Origin of the sequence: Pseudomonas sp. R43(2017) (assembly GCF_002112345.1) — a bacterium.
GTDB classification, from domain to species: domain Bacteria; phylum Pseudomonadota; class Gammaproteobacteria; order Pseudomonadales; family Pseudomonadaceae; genus Aquipseudomonas; species Aquipseudomonas kribbensis.
In genome coordinates this window covers 318052-335447 of sequence record NZ_NEHJ01000010.1, presented here as the reverse complement: position 1 = coordinate 335447, position 17396 = coordinate 318052, and the positions used below count along the sequence as shown (strand labels likewise).

Sequence of the window (17396 nt, the reverse complement as noted above, 5' to 3'; positions counted from 1 at the left end):
CGTGCGTGCCAAGGAGCATAGACGCTGATCCGCCGTCGCTCTTGGCACAGGGTGAATCAGTACCCGGTCATCTCCAGATAACCGCGCCCGCCCTGACTGCCGCTCAACCGCACAGGCCCTTCCCAGTAAGGAATGCGCAACCCCATCCAGGCGCCGGGGTTGATTGCATCGAGGGTGATATCGATGTGTTTGTCCGGGATGCCGATCGACCAGCGCACCGGCATCGAACGACCCGCAACCTTCGCAGTGTCCTGCGGCGTCAGTTTGATCTGGTCAGAGTGCAGCGTTTCAGTCTGGCCATCGGCGCCAATCCAGGTGCCGGTCAAGTACGGCGCCCCCTCCTTCTGGCGCATGCGATAAAGCATCACGTGCGCGCCGTCATCAAGGTGGAGGGAGAACCAGTCCCAACCCGTCTGATTAGCGGTCAGCGGCTGGCTGCTCCACTCACGGTCGAGCCAGGCCGGGCCATTGACGGTGTAAGTCTTGCCGTCAATTTCCAGTGTGCCGCTGGCCTGGAAAAACGGTTGGCTGTAGTAGTACGAGGCCTGACCCTGTTCGGATTTCTGACTGAAACCGTGATCACCTTGCAGCACCAGCGGACGGCTGGAAGTCAGGCGCAGTTGGTAGCTGAAGTTTTTGTCCTTTGCGCTGAGCTGCATGTCGCCCAGCGGATCGCTCGCCTGACTGACGAAGCGCCAGTCGTCGATCCACGCCTCGAACGGCACGACACTCACCCCCGCCTGCCCGACGCCGCCACGGGCATACCGCTCGGCAGCATGATGAACGCTGGCCGAAGTCACCGCCGCATGCCCGAGCCAGATCGTTTGATTGGCCCAGCCCGGTTGTTCCGGCGAGGCGTTCAGGGCGCTGCGGAACAACGTCCACTGCACACCGAAATCATTGCCCTGGGCATCCTTGAGGTTGGCGGTCACGTACCACCACTCGATACGAAAACCGTCATGAGCGCCATGATCCGCCGGAAAGCTGAATACTCGCCCCGGCACCACCGGCGTGAAGGCCTGCGCCTGAGCGCCCATCCCGGCGAAGCCTTTTTGTTCCGGCGCCGGGTTGTCGCAACCACTGAGCAACAGCGCCAGGCACACCACGGCGAAGTTAATCCTCATGGGCAAACGTCCTCAGCAAGTCCGCCGGTTGCGTGCGGTACAGCGAATACAGCGGCCACGCCGAGGCCAGTAGCGTCGCCAGCAGAGCCAGCCCGGTCAGTTGCAGCAACTGCAACGGAAACACCCGCAACGGCAGGCGCCAGCCAAAGGCCTGCACGTTGATCACCGCATCCAGACACCACGCCAGCCCGATGCCCAACGGCAACGCCAATACCAGCGTCAGCACCGCCAGCAGCCATGTCTGGCCGAGATTGAGCAGCATCAATTGCCGCCGCGTCACACCCAAGGCCCACAACGGCGCCAATTGGCCGAGGCGACTCTGGCTCTGGGTCAGCAGGCTGATGAACAGCGCCACACCGGCAACCGCCAGCGTCAGGCTGTTGAGCGCTGCCGTCGCGGCAAAGGTCCGTTCAAAAACCTGCACCGACCAGCCCTTGAGCCGCGCCTGATCGACGATGCGGCTGTCATCGAGCTGGAAGCGTGCCTGCAAGGCGCTGAGCAATGCCGGAATCTTTGCCGGCTCGATCCGCAGGTTGAAGCGATTCGGCGTCAACTGCGGCCAACTGCGCAGCAGATGATTGCTGTTGACCAGCATATGCCCCTTGGGATTGCCGTAGTCGGCATAGATCCCGACGATGCGCGGCGACCATGACAGTCCCGGCGTCGGAATCGTCAGGTGATCCCCCGGCCGCACTTTGAGCCGGCGCGCGAGTTGTTCGCTGAGCATCACCGCGTCGTCCGTGGCCAGCAACGCCCACGGGTCGTTGCCCCGAGCTTCGAGCAACGGCCAGTGTTGGCGATAGTGCGGATGATCAATGATGCCGAACACCTCGGTCGGCCAGCCTTGCAGCGTCACCGAAACCTGCCAGTTGGGCAGGATCGCCGTGACACTCGGCTGTTGCTTGAGCCAGCTGTACAGCTCGCGGGCCTGGGCCGGGTTGCTCGGGTTCAGATAGAGCTCGGCAGTGAGCCGTTGTTCCAGCCAGTCGTTGAAGGTCTGGCGGAAACCGGCGGTCATGCTGCCGGCGCCGATGTTGGCCGCCATCGCCAGCAACAGCGCCATCAACGCCAGACTCAGTGCCGGCAATTGCTGGCGGCAGTCGGCGAGAAACCACTGCCCCAGCACCGAACGACGGCGCCCGAGCAAACCGTTCAACAGCGCACTGAGCACCACCGGCAGCGCCAGCGCGGCGCCGAGCAACATCCCGGCCATCAACACGAAACCACTGGCCAGACTGTTGCCCAGCACCAGCGCAATCAACGCAATCGCCGCAAACACTCCGGCCACCCAACCCTGACGACGCAACCAACGTGCATGCTGTTCATGCCAGGCTTGCGGATCGGCCACCGCCAGCAATGGCAGGCGCGCCGCCCGCAGCAGACTGTTGGCCCCGGCCAGCAACGCGCCGAGCAGGCTCAAGCCGATACCGCTGAACCACCACCAGGGACTCAGGCGCAACTGCCCCGCCACTTCCGCGCCGTACAACCCGCGCAGGCTGGCGGCGACATCCGGCAGCAGCACACTGGCCAGCCAGTAGCCGCTGACGACGCCAAACAGTCCGCCGATCAGCGCCAGCGCACCGAGTTCGACGATCAGGCAGGCGATCAGCATTCGCGCACTGACACCGCAGGCGCGCAACGTGCGCAACAGCCCACGGCGCTGTTCCAGTGCGAGGCCGATGGCGGCATGCACGATAAACAGGCCGACGACAAACGAAAGAAACCCAAGCGCATCGAGGTTGAGGTGAAAACTCTCGGTCAGCCGCGCCAGATTGTTTTCTTCGCCGCTGCTTTTGAGCTGCAACTGGCCTTTAAACGCCGCCGGCACGTCGGCGTGAAAATCCTTGGGCAACAGCAGCCGCGACAGTTGATCGGGTTGTTCGAGCACACGTTGAGCGACACCGATGTCCACCAGCAGCACGCCGGGCGCCATGTCCTTTTGTGCCAAAAGCGGCGGCAATGTCTGGCCGGTTTCGGTTTGTGGTGTCGCGCCCTCGGCCATGTTCAGCGCTTGCAAGGTGTCGGGGGAAATCCAGGTGCTGCCCGGCAGGCTGAAGAATTCGACGATACGCTCGATCGGCATCGCCTGCCCCGCCACCGCGCTGTCGGCCGGCAGCGACACCGGCTCGATGCCCATCAATTGCAGGCGCTGGGATTCATGGCCCTTGAGGATCAAACGCCCTTGCAGCACCGGCGAAACCGGCCAGCCCTGACGGCGCAGATCGACAAACCATTGCTGGGAAAACGTCGCGCCATTCGGCGTGCTCAGGCTGGCCTGGGGTTCGCCGCCGATCATCTGGCTGGCGCGCGCGTAACTGTCCCGCGCCTGACTGTTGAGCGCTTCGACACCGGTCAACAGGCTGGTGGCCAGCCACAACCCGGTGAGCACGCTGAAAAACTGCACCGGGTGCCGCCGCCAGTGGCTGAGCAACGCAATCAGCGTTTGCCGGAAGACCCTCACGTCAGTCGACCATTGGACAACACCACCCGCTCCGCCAGTCGCGCGGCCACGCGCTGACTGTGGGTGACCATCAGCAACGTGGTCGGCGTGTCGTCGAGCAATTCCAGTAACAGCCGCAGCACCTCGTCGCTGGTCGTTTCGTCGAGGCTGCCGGTGGGTTCGTCAGCCAGCAACAATTTGGGCCGCGACGCCAGCGCCCGGCCGAGCGCAACCCGTTGCTGCTGGCCGCCGGAGAGTTGTTCGGGATAACGCTTGAGCAGATCGCTCAGGCCCAGACGCTGCACCAGATGGTTCTGCCAGCGCGGGTCATGGCGCCCGGCAAGTCGCGCCTGAAACGCCAGGTTGTCTTCGATGCGCAGGCTGCCGATCAGGTTGTACTGCTGGAACACCAGACCGATTTCCGTGCGTCGCCAGTTGGCCAGTTGCGCTTCGCTCATTGCGTCGAGTCGATGTTCGCCGCTGTGGATGCTGCCGCTGTCGACTTTATCCAGCCCGGCGATCAGGTGCAGCAGCGTGCTTTTGCCGCTGCCCGATTCGCCCATCAGCGCCAGACTGCTGCCGGGTTCGAGCGTCAGGTCGATGCCTTGCAACACAGGCAACGGGCCTTGGGGGGTGAGGTAGCTTTTGAAGACGTTTTGAACCTGCAGCATGCCGCCATCCGATCGTTGCGTGTGGGGCAAGGATAGCGGATCGCGACGGCTTACTGCCCCGCCGCCACACTCGTCGGCGCCTCACCCGGCGTGACGATGCTGTTCAGGTCGATGTGCTTCCACTCGGGCTTGGCCCCCAACCGCGCATTGAAGCGGTAGTTGAAGGTGAAGTCGTCCGTCGTCGGCACGCTCAGTGGTTTGCCGTAGACCGATTCGATCCCCGGCAGGTCGTAGCCCATCAACTGCAGCAGAGTCGGGAAGATGTTGTAGTGACTGGAGCGATCCTTATTCGCCGCCAGTTGGGCCGACCAATCGAGCGTGTGCAACTGATCGCCCTGAATCACCACCAGCGGCACCAGTCCTTCTTCTTCCACCGGATCGCCGCCGCAATGGGTGTTGAGCCCCGGGTTGCCACGCTCGTGCAGGTCCTGGCCGTGATCCGAGGTGTAGATCAGCAGTGCGTTGTTCAGATTGGCCTGGGCAAACACCCGGGAGAAAAACTCGCCGACATTCCACAGCACGGTGTTCTTGTAGGCGTTGCGGTACAGCACCCAGTCATCCGGCTGGCCGTTGAAACCGTCGCGCTTGCCGGTGTCGGCGATTTCGGTGAACTGGCCCCGTGGCAAGGTCGGGCGGTAGGCCATGAAGGCGTCCGGATATTTGTCGTGCACCGGGAAATGCGCGCCGACCTTGTTGATCACCACCAGCTCGGGTTTGTCGTCGTTGAGCAGTTCGATCAGCTTGGCAGCGGCGGCCATGTCGCGGTCGCGGACGCTGGTCTGGTCGAATTGCACGAACTCGTCGATGTCCTTTTTCTCGGTGTCGGTCATCAGGTTCTGCAGGTTGCCGCCGGTGCGCTGGGCGTCGATGTAAACGGTGCGCAGGCCGGCCTTTTTCGCGTACTGCCAGATCGACGGCAGCGTGCTGTTGATGCGCATGTAATCGGCGCGGGTGCCGCCGTAGCGCAGGGTGACGTTGGTGTCGGCGCTGCAATTGGCGATGGACGCCGCATAGCCGTAGTTGAAGATCTCGACACCGGGATGCGCCTGCTTAAGGTTGCTGTGCACGCCGAACGGCGCGTTGATGTCCAGGTAATTGCCGGAAATGCTTTCGTCGATGATCAGCACGATGTCGTGGCCCACCGCAGGCCCGTTGCGCGCCAGGGTCACCGGCTCGCGGGGGCCGACGGTGTTGTGCAGCGCCTCGTAGCCAAACAGGTTGAGGTAGGCCAAAGGCGTGTACATGATCGGCAAGCCCCGCGCCCCTTCCCCGGCCCGCACGAACAGCACGGCGCTGAGCAGCAGCACCCCCAGCACCGGCGCCGCGAGTCGCAGCGCGTTTGGAACCGGGATCGAATGACGCGGCCGCAAGCCGATGCCGACCAATAGCAAGAGACCGTTGAGCACCCCGTGGACGATCGCGTCCCGGTACTGGTAGGCCGCTTCCTGAATGAAGCCACCCGAATACACCAGCGAGACAAAACTGCTGTACGTCAGGTAGTCGGCAGTGACCCGGGTATATACATCAAAGAACACCGCCGAAATAAACATCACCAATGCGAACAAGTGTCGAATGAAAGTCTGCCTTATATACGCCGTTAGTAGTAATGCGAAAGTCAGCGCCAAAAACATCGCGCCAAAAAGCAGTACTGCCGGACCGATACCCATAGCGTTTAAACGCTCAAGGTAATAATCGGAATAAAGCAATAGATAAATAACTAAAAGCAGTTCTTTCAAATATCGAAACATGGCGGTTCCGGGGCGCTTCCGACGGGGCACGGTCAATGAATTGTCGGTCAATTTCTGACACTAGCACCGCGCTATCAAAGCGCAAGAATTGTCGGACTTTTGCCAAAAGCGTCAAAAAAACATTGACTCATTACTGACACACCCAAGTCTCTACAGCCCTTGAATTTTGCGGCCTACGACCGTTTATCGTTTTCTTTGAATTGTGAAAAACATGTCAAGGACGGGACAAATCCAGATGCAGCAAGTACTTGATGGCTATTAGCCCCCAAAAATGGGGGTGTTATACACATGCAACATGTCATTTTGCTGACACGGTTTCCCCTCCCTGCGCTATACCCCTTTTGACAGTTCCAATTCGATCTTCCTCCACCGTCTTACGAGGCACGCCAATATGGACGTGAGCGTATTTGGTACGGGCTATGTTGGCCTGATACAAGCTGCGGCACTTGCCGATGTCGGACATCGAGTACTGTGTGTCGATATAGATCCGAACAAAATTAAACAACTGCAACAGGCAGTTCCGCCTATCAGTGAACCGGGTCTGTCGGCAACTTTGGAAGAAAACATCAAGGCCGGGCGTTTGCTGTTCACCACCCAGGCCAGCGATGCCGTTGAACACGCCGAACTGATCTTCATTGCCGTGGGCACCCCGGCTGACGAAGACGGTTCCGCCGACCTCAGCCACGTGCTCAACGTGGCACGGCAGATCGCAAGCTTCATGGAGGCCGATCGCACCCTGATCATCAAGTCCACGGTGCCGGTCGGCACGGCGGATCAGGTACTCGACACCGCCAACAACGAATTGCGCCGGCGCGGCAAAAGCGGCCTGAACGTGCGGATCGTGTCCAACCCGGAATTCCTCAAGGAGGGCAGCGCCCTCGCCGACTGCATGCGCCCGGACCGGATCATCGTCGGCACCCTGGACCCCGAGGCCCGGGAACAGTTGAGCGAACTCTACGCGCCGTTCTGCCGCAACCACGAAAAACTGATGTTCATGGACAACCGCAGCGCCGAGCTGACCAAGTACGCGGCCAACGCGATGCTCGCCACCCGCATCAGCTTCATGAACGAACTGGCCAACCTCACCGAACTGCTGGGCGCCGACATCGAAGCCGTGCGCAAAGGCATCGGCTCGGACCCGCGCATCGGTTATCACTTCATCTACCCCGGCTGCGGCTTCGGTGGCTCGTGCTTTCCCAAGGATCTGCGCGCCCTGCTGCACACCGCCGAACACAACGGCATGCCGCTGAAACTGCTGCGCAGTGTCACCGACGTCAACGATACACAGCGGCACATCCTGTTCAGCAAACTCAAGGCGCAGTTCCCCCAAGGCCTGGCCGGCAAATCCATCGCCGTCTGGGGCCTGGCGTTCAAACCGAACACCGATGACATGCGCGAAGCCCCCAGCCGCTATCTGATGGATGCGCTGTGGGCCGAAGGCGCCAGCGTGCAGGCCTACGATCCCGAGGCCATGTCCGAATGCCGGCGCATTTACGGTTACCGCGATGACCTGCATCTGTGCGCCACCCGCGACGACACCCTGGAAGACGCCGATGCACTGGTGATCTGCACCGAGTGGAAGAACTTCCGCGTGGTGGATTTCGAACTGCTGGCCGACAAGCTGCGCTCGAAGGTGATCATCGACGGACGCAACCTCTACAACCCGGAACAAGTGGCAGCCGCCGGCCTGCACTACAGCGGAATCGGTCTGCGGCATATCGCGCCTGACGGGTTGCGGTCATGAAAATCCTCGTCACCGGTGCGGCCGGGTTCATTGGCGCTCATTGCGTGTTGCGGTTGATGCGCGACGGGCATCAGGTCATCGGCCTGGACAATTTCAACGCCTATTACGACCCGCAGCTCAAGCATGACCGCGTGCGCTGGGTGCGCGGTCAGGTCGGCGATTTCCAGATTGCCAGAGTCGATCTGGCCGACGCCGCCGCGGTGGATGCGCTGTTTGTCCGCGAGTGCCCGCAAGTGGTGATCCACCTGGCGGCGCAGGCCGGGGTGCGTTATTCGCTGGAAAATCCACAGGCCTATCTGAACAGCAATCTCAGTGGTTTCCTGAACATTCTGGAAAGCTGCCGGCACCACCCGGTCGAGCATCTGATCTATGCCTCGTCGAGCTCGGTGTACGGCGCCAACCAGCACACGCCATACACGGTGCATGACGACGTCAACCACCCGTTGTCGCTGTACGCCGCGACCAAAAAAGCCAATGAGCTGATGGCCCACAGCTACAGCTATCTGTTCGGCATACCCTGCACCGGGCTGCGCTTTTTCACGGTGTACGGGCCCTGGGGCCGGCCGGACATGTCGCCGATCCAGTTCGCCCGGGCCATCACCGAAGGCCTGCCGTTGAAGCTGTTCAACTACGGCCTGCACCAGCGTGATTTCACCTACATCGACGACATCGTCGAGAGCATTGCCCGCCTCACGGTCCATCCGCCGCATACCCATCCGGAATGGGACCGCGAGCACCCCGACGCGGGCAGCAGCATGGCGCCGTGGTGCCTGTTCAACATCGGCGGCCACCATCCCGTGGAGCTGAAAACCTACCTGGCCCTGATGGAAAAACACCTCGGCCAGAAAGCCATTGTCGAGCTGCTGCCCCTGCAACCGGGCGACGTGCTCAACACCTGTGCCGACACCGACGATCTGGCCCAGGCCACCGGGTTCCAGCCCCGGATAGAGCTGGATGAAGGCCTCGGGCGTTTCATCGCCTGGTATCGCGATTACTACCCGACTGCCTGTCGCCCACGCGCCGTTCGCGGCTGAACACCAGCGGAGGACTCCATGACTGGACATGAGAAAGGTGTACCGATCCAACATCTGGTTCGTGACAAACGCATGGATCCGGAACACCGAATGCGCCTCGACGCGGCCATCCACCGCCAGGGGCAAGGCTGGGTGACCGGACGCGAGGGTGGCCGCCCCTGGCAGCTGTCACGCACCAACCGGGTGCTGGCCTGCTTCGGCGCGCTGGTGATTCTGGTGATGATTTCGCCGCTGCTGATCGGTCTGGCACTCGCCATCAAGTTCACCAGCAAAGGCCCGGTAATGTTCGTGCAGAAACGCACCGGCTATCGCGGCCGCAAGTTCGGCATGTACAAATTTCGCACCATGGTCGCCAACGCCGAAGAACTGAAAGAGTCGCTGCGCCACCTCAACAAACACGGTGCCGACGCCATCGACTTCAAGATCGACCAGGACCCGCGCATCACCCGGATCGGCGGTTTCCTGCGGCGCACCAGCCTCGACGAACTGCCCAACCTGATCAATGTGGTGACCGGCGACATGCGCCTGGTCGGCCCTCGTCCGACCTCGTTCAACGCCTACCGCTACAAGGACAAGCACCTCGCCCGTCTGGCGATCTACCCCGGCATGACCGGCCTGTGGCAGATCTCCGGGCGCAGCAATATCGACTTCGACCAGCGCGTTGAGTTGGACCTCAGCTACATCGCCGAGCAGAGCCTGTTGCTTGATTTGAAGATCCTGTTGAAAACCCCTTTCAAAGTATTCAGCGGCCACGGAGCAAGCTAATGGACGGTTCAACCAACAAAAGCCTGAGCATTGCCAGCCCCAGCGAGTCGAACCTGACGTCGACCGTGCTGGACCTGGATCTGCGGATCCTGTTCCTGACCGCCGCCAACCCCGGCGCCGGCACCACCACCAGCGCGCTGGCCATGGCCAGTCAACTGGCGCAGATGAGCAGCGGACTGGTGCTCTACGTCGATGCCAGCCAGTCGGCGAACAACCTCACCCAGCAACTGAACCTGGGCAAGGAGCGCGGTCTGCGCGACCTGCTGTTCAACCCGGACAACCCGCCGCTGTTGCAGGACTGCGTGGTGCAGGTTTCGAGCCTGCCCTTCCACGTACTGCCCAACGGCCGGCCGATCCGCACCATGGACATGCTCACCGCCGAACGCCTGAGCCCGCTGCTCGACCAGTTGGGCAGCCAGTACCGCTTCGTGGTGATCGACGGCGATGCCGTGTACTCCGCCGCCGACACCCTGGTGCTCAGCACCCAGGCCGACGGCGTGGTGTTCGTGGTCCGTGCCGAGGACACCCGCTGGGAAGTCGCCCAGGCTGCGGTGCAACGGCTGACCCAGGCCGGGGCGAAAGTGGTCGGCAGCGTGTTCAACCGGCGCAAGTACTACATGCCCAAATGGCTGTACAAAAACCTGTAAGCAACGCGAGGGATGACGCAATGAACGCCAAGATACTGGTTCTGCTGATGCTGCCGCTTGCAGGTTGCTCCAGCAACTCCGAAACCCAGACCATGCCGGTGAATATCCTCACCGCCACCCCGGCCAACGCCCAGGCCACCGACATGCCGAAGATCGAGCAGACCCTGCGTCCGCAGGATGTGCTAGATGTGATCTTCCACATCAGCACCAGCGGCTCCGACGCTTACCGCGTGCAGTCGGGTGACCAGATCGGCCTGAACTTCACCGCTGCCAGCCAGCTCAACGGCAACCAACTGGTGCTGCCGGACGGCACCATCAATCTGCCGGGCGCCAACACTTCGGTGAAGATCGCCGGGCTGACCAGCGATGAGGCCCGGGATGAAATCCAGCGTGCCTATCAGCGCAAACAGTTGTTCCAGCCCAATCGCAATCAGCTGACCGTGCAGATCATCAGTCCGCTGACCAACGAGCAGAACCTGAAAAGCGCCCTCAACCACCCGGCCACCGGCATGAGCCGCGAGATCACGGTGGGTAATGACGGCTATGCGAGCTTCCCGGAAATCGGCGCGGTGCCGCTGCAAGGCATGACCGTCAATCAACTGGAAACTTTCCTCAACAAACGCTACGCGCAACTGCCCGGCCGGATGAGCGTCGACGTCATGCTCAAGTCCACCGCCGGCAACGAGATCTATGTGCTGGGTGAAGTCGGTCAGCCAGGTTCCTATCCGATCCGCCGGCCGGTTTCTGTGCTCGAAGCACTGACACTGGCCCGAGGCACCAACGTCAAGGCGCGGCTGGATTCGGTGGTGATCATGCGTCGTAACGGCAACCAGGTGCAGGCCGTGCATTACGACGTGGAAAAAGCCCTGTCCGGCGACGCCTCGCAGATCGCCTACCTGCAACCGGACGACATGCTCTACGTGCCGAAGACCAAACTGGCCAGTGCCGGCGAACTCGCCCGTCAACTGGCTGATGTCGTGCTGTTCCAAGGCGTGGGCATGAGTTTCAGCTACCGCCTCGACAACAAAACCGACAGCAGTACCCACAACTGACTCTCAGGTGACCTGACATGAATCCAAAGGAAAACTACCTGCATGAGTTCTTCAGGATCTTCTTCGCCAACAAACGGCTGGTGAAGCGTGTCTTCCTGATCTTTGCAGTGATCGCGCTGGTGCTGCCGATGGTGCTCAAACAGAGCTTCGATATCACCGCCCAGGTGATCGTGCAGTCGAAAAAACTCTCCCAGGGTGACGCCACCACGTCGCTGACCGTGGACAACGCCACATTCATCCCGCCGTCACTGGCAGACATGGAAACCGAGAGCAACATCCTGCGTTCGCCAGCACTGATCCGTCAGACCATCAGCGAACTGCGGGAGAAGGGTGAATACACCCCGCCCCCCGGAATGTTCGCCAAACTGATCGGCGATCCGTTCCGGCGCTACATCACCTCGCCCCTGCGCCAATACCTGATCAACCCGCTGCGCAACGTACTGGGGCTGGAGACCGATCCGGTGCGTGACACCGTGCTCGACGGGCTGACGCAACAGGCCATCGACAGCCTGAAGATCGAGACCCTGCCCGGCTCCAACGTGATCTCGATCGTCTACAGCTTCCCGGATCCGCATCAAGGCACGACTTTCGTTGCCGCCCTGTTGCAGAACTATCTGGTCAGCCGTCAGGCGCTGCAATCGATCGACCTGCCGCAGTCCTTCTACGAGACCAAGAAGCACTTGTATCAGGTGCGCCTCGATGGTCTGGAAGCCAATCGCCAGGCCTTGCTGGAACGTGTCGGCGCGGCGGATCCGAAGGAAGAAATCACCTTCCGCCTGAACGCGATCAACACCGAAGAACAGGCGCTGAACCTGTATCAGGACCGCCTGCTGCAAAGCCAGCGCTGGCTGGAATACCTGAAAACCAGCCTGGCCGCCGCCAGCAACAACAAGCTCAATGACTACACCTTCCCCTACACCTTCACCACCACCGTCGACAACGTGGCGTTCGAGGACCGGGAGATCAAACAGCTGGGCGAGCAACTGACCACCCAGGTCAGCCGCTACATGAACGATCTGGCGGTGTTCCAGCCCGGCAGCGAGCCGATGCTGCTGACCCGCGAACAGATCGCCCGCACCCGCCAGCAGTTCCTCAAAGTGGTGAGCAACCGCATTCAGGAACGCACCAACGATCTGGCCGTGGTGCAACAGGTGATCGATCAGAAGACGGCGCGCATCGCCGAGTTCAAGGCGCGCATCCATGACTTGCAGCAGACCCAAAGCAAACTGCGGCAGATGGACACCGAAATCGATGCCCTGCACGCCGCGTTCTCGACCTACGCCCAGCGCTTCGCCGAAAGCAGCACCACCCGCGCGCTGAACGACGACCTGTCGAACGCCCGGGTCCTGAGCCCGCCATTCGAGCCGACCGAAGCGGCGTTCCCCAAACCGCTGCTGATCATTCCGTTCGGTCTGTTCACCGGCCTGCTGCTGGCGATTGCCCTGGTCTACGTGCGTGAGTTCTTCGATCACCGCTTCAAACACCCGGCGCAAATCAGCCACGAGCTGGGCGTACCGGTGCTGCTGGTGATCAACGACCAGAGCACCCAACCCGGCAATCCGCACAAGAACTGGACCGTGCCAAGCTTCGTGCACTGGGTGCGCAATTGAACACGCCGTCCTCCCCGAACGCCGCGCTGCCGATCATTCATTTGCTCAGCAGTGGCGGCTTCTATGGGGCCGAGCGGATGTTGCTGGATCATTGCCTGGCGACACCGGGACAGCATCAGGTGCTGTTTCTCGATGCGCCAGCGCAGCTGATCGAGCGCTTTCGCGAGGCGGGTGTCGATGCGCAAGGGTGCGCCGGGCTCGGCGCACTGCTCGGGCATCTGCGCCAGCGCCGGGCGGAGCGTCCGTTGATCAACACCCACAATTTCAAGGGCCTGTTGTTCGGCTGGGTGGGGGCTTCGCTGTTGCGTCTGCCACTGGTGATCACGCAACACGGCTTCACCCCGCGCAGCCGCAAGCAGAAGTTCTACACCTGGCTCAGCCTGCAACTGTGCCGCACGGCCTCGGTGGACCGGGTGGTGTGCGTGGCCGAAAGCATCGCGGTGCTGCACCGCCAGGCCAGCGTGCGGGCGGAGAAGCTGCAAGTGATCCCCAACGGCCTGCCGGCAGCGGTCGCCCCGCAAACCCTGCAAGCCGAAAATCCGCGCTGGCTCGCCGGTTATGTCGGCCGGCTGAGCAGCGAGAAAGGCCCGGATCTGTTCCTCGACGCCCTGATCCCGCTGTGTCATCAGCACCCGCAGCTCGACGCAGTGATGCTCGGTGACGGCCCGGAACGCGAGGCGTTGCAGGCGCGGATCGACGCCGCCGGGTTGCAGCAGCGCATTCGTCTGCCGGGTTATCAGAACGACATGCGCCACTGGTGGCAGCGACTCGACGCGCTGGTGATCAGTTCGCGCACCGAAGGCACACCGATGATTTTGCTTGAGGCCATGCAGACCGGCGTGCCGGTGGTGGCCTTTGCGGTCGGCGGGATTCCCGATGTGCTCGAACACCGGCATAACGGCCTGCTCGCCGCGCCGACCGACAGTACCGCCCTGGGCCGGCAGCTCGACACCCTGCTGAGCGACAGCGGGCTGGCGCGCAGGCTGCGGGACAACGCAAAACGCACGCAACAGGACCGCTACGACCTCAAGGCCCTGGCCGAACGCTGGTCGCAGCTGTACATCCGCACGGCACGGGAGGCACGCGCATGATTTTCCCGCTCTCGATCGTCAGCTTGCTGGGTCTGGTCTGCATCGCCTTGCTGGCCAGCCCCTGGCCCTATCTTGCGCCGGGCGCGGTGCTCGGTCTGGTGGGGTTCGCCGTGCTCTACCGCAAGCCGACCTGGGGCCTGCTCGGCATCGCCGCGCTGGTGCCGTTCGAGGGCTTCTTCAAGGACAGCTCGCTGTCGGGCAGCAAGCTGATCGGCGCGTCGCTGGCAGTGATCCTGATGCTGCAACTGGCAATGCATCAGATTCCGGCGGAACGCCTGCGCAGCAATATCTGGCGTTACCTGATCTGGTTCATGGTCCTGTACTTTCTGAGCCTGCTCAACACCGATGACATGGGCATGTCTCTGGGTCATCTTCGCGAACTCAGCGTCGGCCTGATCCTGTTCGTCATCACCTTGCTGATCGGTCGCGAGTTGAACCTCGACTTGTTCGCCCGACTGGTGACGCTGGCCGTCAGCGCCACCTGCGCGATGGCGATGTTCTCGACCAAATTCCAGGATCAGGGCCGCGCCGCCGGTCTGCTCGAAGACCCGAACGCCTTCGCCATGCTGATCGCCTTCGCCGTACCGCTGGGCCTGTTGTTGATCATTCGCAGCCCGAACCTGTTGCACCGTCTGTTCTGGGGCGGTTGCTGCCTGCTGCTGCTCGGCGGCATGACCAAGACCGAATCCCGCTCCGGGCTGGTGGTGCTGGCGTTGAGTCTGGTAATTGGTTGCTGGCACTACCGCGCGCAACTGACACGCATCCGTCCACGGCACCTGGGCTTCGCCATGCTCGGCCTGGCAATCGTGATTCCGCTGGCGATCTATGCGATGCCCGCCGGCTATCTGGCGCGTATCCAGTCGCTGAGCGTGCTCAGTGCCGGCGCCCGTGGCCACGATGACGAATCCCTGGGCCGTCGCGCTTCGTACATCGTGGTCGGCAGCCAGATGATCCGTGAGAACCCATTGCTTGGTTCCGGCCCCGGCACCTTTCCCCTGCATTACGCCACCACCGGCTACGCCAAGGCGTTTTCCGCCAACCGCAAGATCGGTGACCTGTACCGCCGGGCGCACAACACCTACCTGGAAATCTTCAGCGAACTGGGGATTCCTGCCGGGCTGCTGTTCGTCGGCATGCTCGGACTGGGCCTGTACAACCTGATCCGCGCGCGCCGCGCCTGGATGCAGCGCCGCGACTGGGAGCAGGCCGACATGATGACCCACCTGGGGGTGGGTTTCCTGTCGCTGACCCTGTTCCTGATGTTCCTCAGTGCACCGAACCAGAAGTACGTGTGGATCATGCTCGCGCTCACCAGCGTCCTGCGCCTGAAGGCCGAGCAAGCACCGTTGGTGGAGACCAGGACATGAGCCGGATCAGTGTCGTCATCCCGATGTACAACGAGGGCCGCCACATCGGCCGCACCCTGCTGGCGGCGCAGAAAGCCGCCCATGCGGCCAATGTCGAGTGCGAACTGATCGTGGTCGATAACGGTTCCAGCGACGAGGGCCCGCAGATCGCCCGCCAGTTCGGCGCAAAAGTGCTGGTGGTGCCCGGTGTGTTGATCGGCGCCTTGCGCAATCGCGGCACCGCCGTCGCCACCGGTGACTGGCTGGCGTTCATCGACGCCGACATCGAGATGCCCGAAGACTGGCTCACCGGGCTGTTCGCCCTCGAAGCCGAGGGCCACGCCGATGTGTTCGGGCTGGACCTGCACACCCCTGCCTCTGCACCGTGGTACGCCGTGGCCTGGCAACGCCGCACCCTGCGCCCGACCAGCCACACCGCCCACGCCGTGGACTGGTTGCCCAGCTCCAACCTGCTGATGCATCGGCGCTGGTTCGACAAGGTCGGCGGTTTCAACGAATCCCTGCGCACCGGTGAAGACAAGGAATTCACCCTGCGCCAGAGCGAACAGGGCGCGCGGCTGCTGTCGGTCAATGAGTCCGTGGCCCTGCACTGGGGCTACGAAATGAACTGGCGCGAATGGATGGGCAAGGAAATGTGGCGCCAGGGCAGTCATCTGCAACTGCTGCGCACCCATGGTTTCAGCCTGCGTCTGCTGCGTTTTCCGCTGTTGTCGCTGGCGGCGTGGCTGCTGGATCTGCTGGCGATTTCCGCGCTGCTCAACGGCTTTCCCCATCACGCCGCAGTCATGGTGATCATGACCACGATCCCGGCGCTGGTCCTCAGCATCCGTCAGAGTCGCCGCCAGCACGATATCGGCCTGACCCTGCAACTGTGGGGACTGCATTGGGTACGCCTGCACTTGGCCGGCGCGGCGTTCATTCTCAGTCTGTGTCATTGGAACGCCAGGAGGCCTGCCCGTGGCTGAGTTCATTTTCTGGATGTGCCTGTTGCTGCCGGTGTACGCCTACGTCGGCTACCCGCTGCTGCTGACGCTGCTCGCTCCGCTGTTTCCGGCGTGGCGCCACAGCCCGGCGCCGCCGCTGAACATCAGCATCGTGATCGCCGCGCACAACGAAGCGCGGCATATCGAACACAAGCTGCGTTCGCTGCTGTCCCAGGATTATCAGCCGGCCACCCTGCAAATCATTCTGGCCAGCGACGGTTCCAGCGACGACACCGTGGCTTGCGCACACAAGGTGGTCGACCCACGGATCACCGTGCTCGACCTGCCGCGCCAGGGCAAGGCGGCGACACTCAATGCCGGTGTGGCCCTGGCCACGGGCGACATTCTGGTGTTCACCGATGCCGACAACCAATGGTCGCGGGAAACCCTCGGCTACCTGCTCGCGCCCCTGAGCGATCCGCAGGTCGGCGCCTGCGCCGGGCACATGGTGATCCCGGTCACCGGCGGCGGTTTGAGTGTCGGCGACAGCCTCTATCGGCATTACGAAGGCTGGCTGCGCCGGGTCGAGAATCGCACCGGCTGCATGGTCTCCGCCGACGGCGCCCTGCTTGCCCTGCGCCGTGAGTTGTTCGAAGACGTGCCAGCGGAAGTCAACGACGACTTCTTCATCAGCACCTGCGCTCCGGTGAAATTCAAGCGCATCGTCTACGTGCCTGAAGCGCAAGTGATCGACCACGGCGTCGATGAAGCGGACAAGCAATTCCGCCGGCGCCAGCGGGTCACCGTCGGCGGTCTGCAAAGCCTGGCCCAGCGCAGCGAGCTGCTCAACCCGCTCAAGCACGGGCTGTACTCGATTGCGCTGATCAGCCACAAACTGATCCGACGCCTGGCGCCGATCCTGTTGCTGCCGTTGCTGCTGAGCAATTTCTGGCTGTGGGACGACCACGGTTTCTATCGCCTGAGTCTGATCGCGCAACTGATCGGCTACGCCATCGCGATTGCCGGTCTGCTGGATTCGCAACACCGCTTACCCAAACCGTTCCGCCTTGCGGCATTCCTGCTGGTGACATTGGCGGGCATGAGCATCGGCCTGTGGCAGTTCCTGCGCGGCCAGCGTTACGCCCAGTGGAACCCTGACCAAAACCGTTGAGAGGGCTCA

General features: G+C 62.3%; 14 protein-coding genes. 10 read left to right on the top strand and 4 right to left on the bottom strand.

Annotated elements, in window-relative coordinates; genetic code table 11:
- Positions 1-56 precede the first annotated feature (56 nt).
- Genes CAG02_RS26550 through CAG02_RS26535 form a run of 4 tightly spaced genes read right to left on the bottom strand, consistent with a single transcriptional unit; the run spans position 57 to position 5983 of the window.
- A complete protein-coding gene (locus CAG02_RS26550; RefSeq protein WP_085712117.1) occupies positions 57-1124 on the bottom strand; it encodes a lipocalin-like domain-containing protein in 1068 nt (355 codons plus the stop codon).
- A complete protein-coding gene (locus tag CAG02_RS26545) occupies positions 1114-3585 on the bottom strand; it encodes an FtsX-like permease family protein (protein WP_085712116.1) in 2472 nt (823 codons plus the stop codon). Before CAG02_RS26545 ends, CAG02_RS26550 begins: the two co-directional genes overlap by 11 nt.
- Positions 3582-4235 (bottom strand): ABC transporter ATP-binding protein, encoded by a 654-nt coding sequence (locus CAG02_RS26540; RefSeq protein WP_085712115.1) that lies wholly within the window; start codon positions 4233-4235, stop codon positions 3582-3584. The genes CAG02_RS26545 and CAG02_RS26540 overlap by 4 nt, the downstream gene beginning before the upstream one ends.
- Before the next feature lie 50 nt (positions 4236-4285).
- Positions 4286-5983, bottom strand: a complete 1698-nt coding sequence (locus CAG02_RS26535; protein ID WP_085712114.1) for a sulfatase-like hydrolase/transferase — start codon at positions 5981-5983, stop codon at positions 4286-4288.
- A 391-nt stretch (positions 5984-6374) separates the two neighbouring features.
- Here CAG02_RS26535 and CAG02_RS26530 point away from each other — a divergent pair, with 391 nt between their 5' ends.
- Genes CAG02_RS26530 through CAG02_RS26485 form a run of 10 tightly spaced genes read left to right on the top strand, consistent with a single transcriptional unit; the run spans position 6375 to position 17387 of the window.
- The gene (locus CAG02_RS26530) at positions 6375-7727 is read left to right on the top strand and encodes a UDP-glucose/GDP-mannose dehydrogenase family protein (RefSeq protein ID WP_085712113.1); all 1353 of its coding nucleotides are present in this window, start codon (positions 6375-6377) and stop codon (positions 7725-7727) included.
- Positions 7724-8761: an NAD-dependent epimerase/dehydratase family protein gene (locus CAG02_RS26525; RefSeq protein WP_085712112.1), complete on the top strand. Its 1038-nt coding sequence runs from the start codon at positions 7724-7726 to the stop codon at positions 8759-8761. The genes CAG02_RS26530 and CAG02_RS26525 overlap by 4 nt, the downstream gene beginning before the upstream one ends.
- Before the next feature lie 18 nt (positions 8762-8779).
- Positions 8780-9526: a sugar transferase gene (locus CAG02_RS26520; protein WP_085712111.1), complete on the top strand. Its 747-nt coding sequence runs from the start codon at positions 8780-8782 to the stop codon at positions 9524-9526.
- Positions 9526-10173 (top strand): CpsD/CapB family tyrosine-protein kinase, encoded by a 648-nt coding sequence (locus CAG02_RS26515; protein ID WP_085712110.1) that lies wholly within the window; start codon positions 9526-9528, stop codon positions 10171-10173. Before CAG02_RS26520 ends, CAG02_RS26515 begins: the two co-directional genes overlap by 1 nt.
- A 20-nt stretch (positions 10174-10193) precedes the next feature.
- Complete coding sequence (locus CAG02_RS26510; protein WP_085712109.1) at positions 10194-11225, top strand: polysaccharide biosynthesis/export family protein; 1032 nt, start codon at positions 10194-10196, stop codon at positions 11223-11225.
- 17 nt (positions 11226-11242) lie between these two features.
- Entirely contained in the window at positions 11243-12835 is a 1593-nt protein-coding gene (locus CAG02_RS26505; protein ID WP_085712108.1) for a Wzz/FepE/Etk N-terminal domain-containing protein, read from the top strand.
- Positions 12820-13926 (top strand): glycosyltransferase family 4 protein, encoded by a 1107-nt coding sequence (locus CAG02_RS26500; protein ID WP_371856518.1) that lies wholly within the window; start codon positions 12820-12822, stop codon positions 13924-13926. The genes CAG02_RS26505 and CAG02_RS26500 overlap by 16 nt, the downstream gene beginning before the upstream one ends.
- Positions 13923-15293, top strand: a complete 1371-nt coding sequence (locus CAG02_RS26495) for an O-antigen ligase (RefSeq protein WP_085712106.1) — start codon at positions 13923-13925, stop codon at positions 15291-15293. The genes CAG02_RS26500 and CAG02_RS26495 overlap by 4 nt, the downstream gene beginning before the upstream one ends.
- Positions 15290-16258 carry a glycosyltransferase gene (locus tag CAG02_RS26490; RefSeq protein WP_085712105.1) on the top strand — a complete coding sequence of 323 codons (969 nt, stop codon included), beginning with the start codon at positions 15290-15292 and terminating at the stop codon, positions 16256-16258. The genes CAG02_RS26495 and CAG02_RS26490 overlap by 4 nt, the downstream gene beginning before the upstream one ends.
- Positions 16251-17387, top strand: coding sequence for a glycosyltransferase (locus tag CAG02_RS26485; protein WP_085712104.1), 1137 nt, complete (start codon positions 16251-16253; stop codon positions 17385-17387). The genes CAG02_RS26490 and CAG02_RS26485 overlap by 8 nt, the downstream gene beginning before the upstream one ends.
- Positions 17388-17396: the final 9 nt, after the last annotated feature.

Coding starts and splice junctions, on each gene's coding strand:
- CAG02_RS26550 (WP_085712117.1), bottom strand. CDS start 1,124: ATGAGGATTAACTTCGCCGTGGTGTGCCTGGCGCTGTTGCTCAGTGGT.
- CAG02_RS26540 (WP_085712115.1), bottom strand. CDS start 4,235: ATGCTGCAGGTTCAAAACGTCTTCAAAAGCTACCTCACCCCCCAAGGC.
- CAG02_RS26535 (WP_085712114.1), bottom strand. CDS start 5,983: ATGTTTCGATATTTGAAAGAACTGCTTTTAGTTATTTATCTATTGCTT.
- CAG02_RS26530 (WP_085712113.1), top strand. CDS start 6,375: ATGGACGTGAGCGTATTTGGTACGGGCTATGTTGGCCTGATACAAGCT.
- CAG02_RS26525 (WP_085712112.1), top strand. CDS start 7,724: ATGAAAATCCTCGTCACCGGTGCGGCCGGGTTCATTGGCGCTCATTGC.
- CAG02_RS26520 (WP_085712111.1), top strand. CDS start 8,780: ATGACTGGACATGAGAAAGGTGTACCGATCCAACATCTGGTTCGTGAC.
- CAG02_RS26515 (WP_085712110.1), top strand. CDS start 9,526: ATGGACGGTTCAACCAACAAAAGCCTGAGCATTGCCAGCCCCAGCGAG.
- CAG02_RS26510 (WP_085712109.1), top strand. CDS start 10,194: ATGAACGCCAAGATACTGGTTCTGCTGATGCTGCCGCTTGCAGGTTGC.
- CAG02_RS26505 (WP_085712108.1), top strand. CDS start 11,243: ATGAATCCAAAGGAAAACTACCTGCATGAGTTCTTCAGGATCTTCTTC.
- CAG02_RS26495 (WP_085712106.1), top strand. CDS start 13,923: ATGATTTTCCCGCTCTCGATCGTCAGCTTGCTGGGTCTGGTCTGCATC.
- CAG02_RS26490 (WP_085712105.1), top strand. CDS start 15,290: ATGAGCCGGATCAGTGTCGTCATCCCGATGTACAACGAGGGCCGCCAC.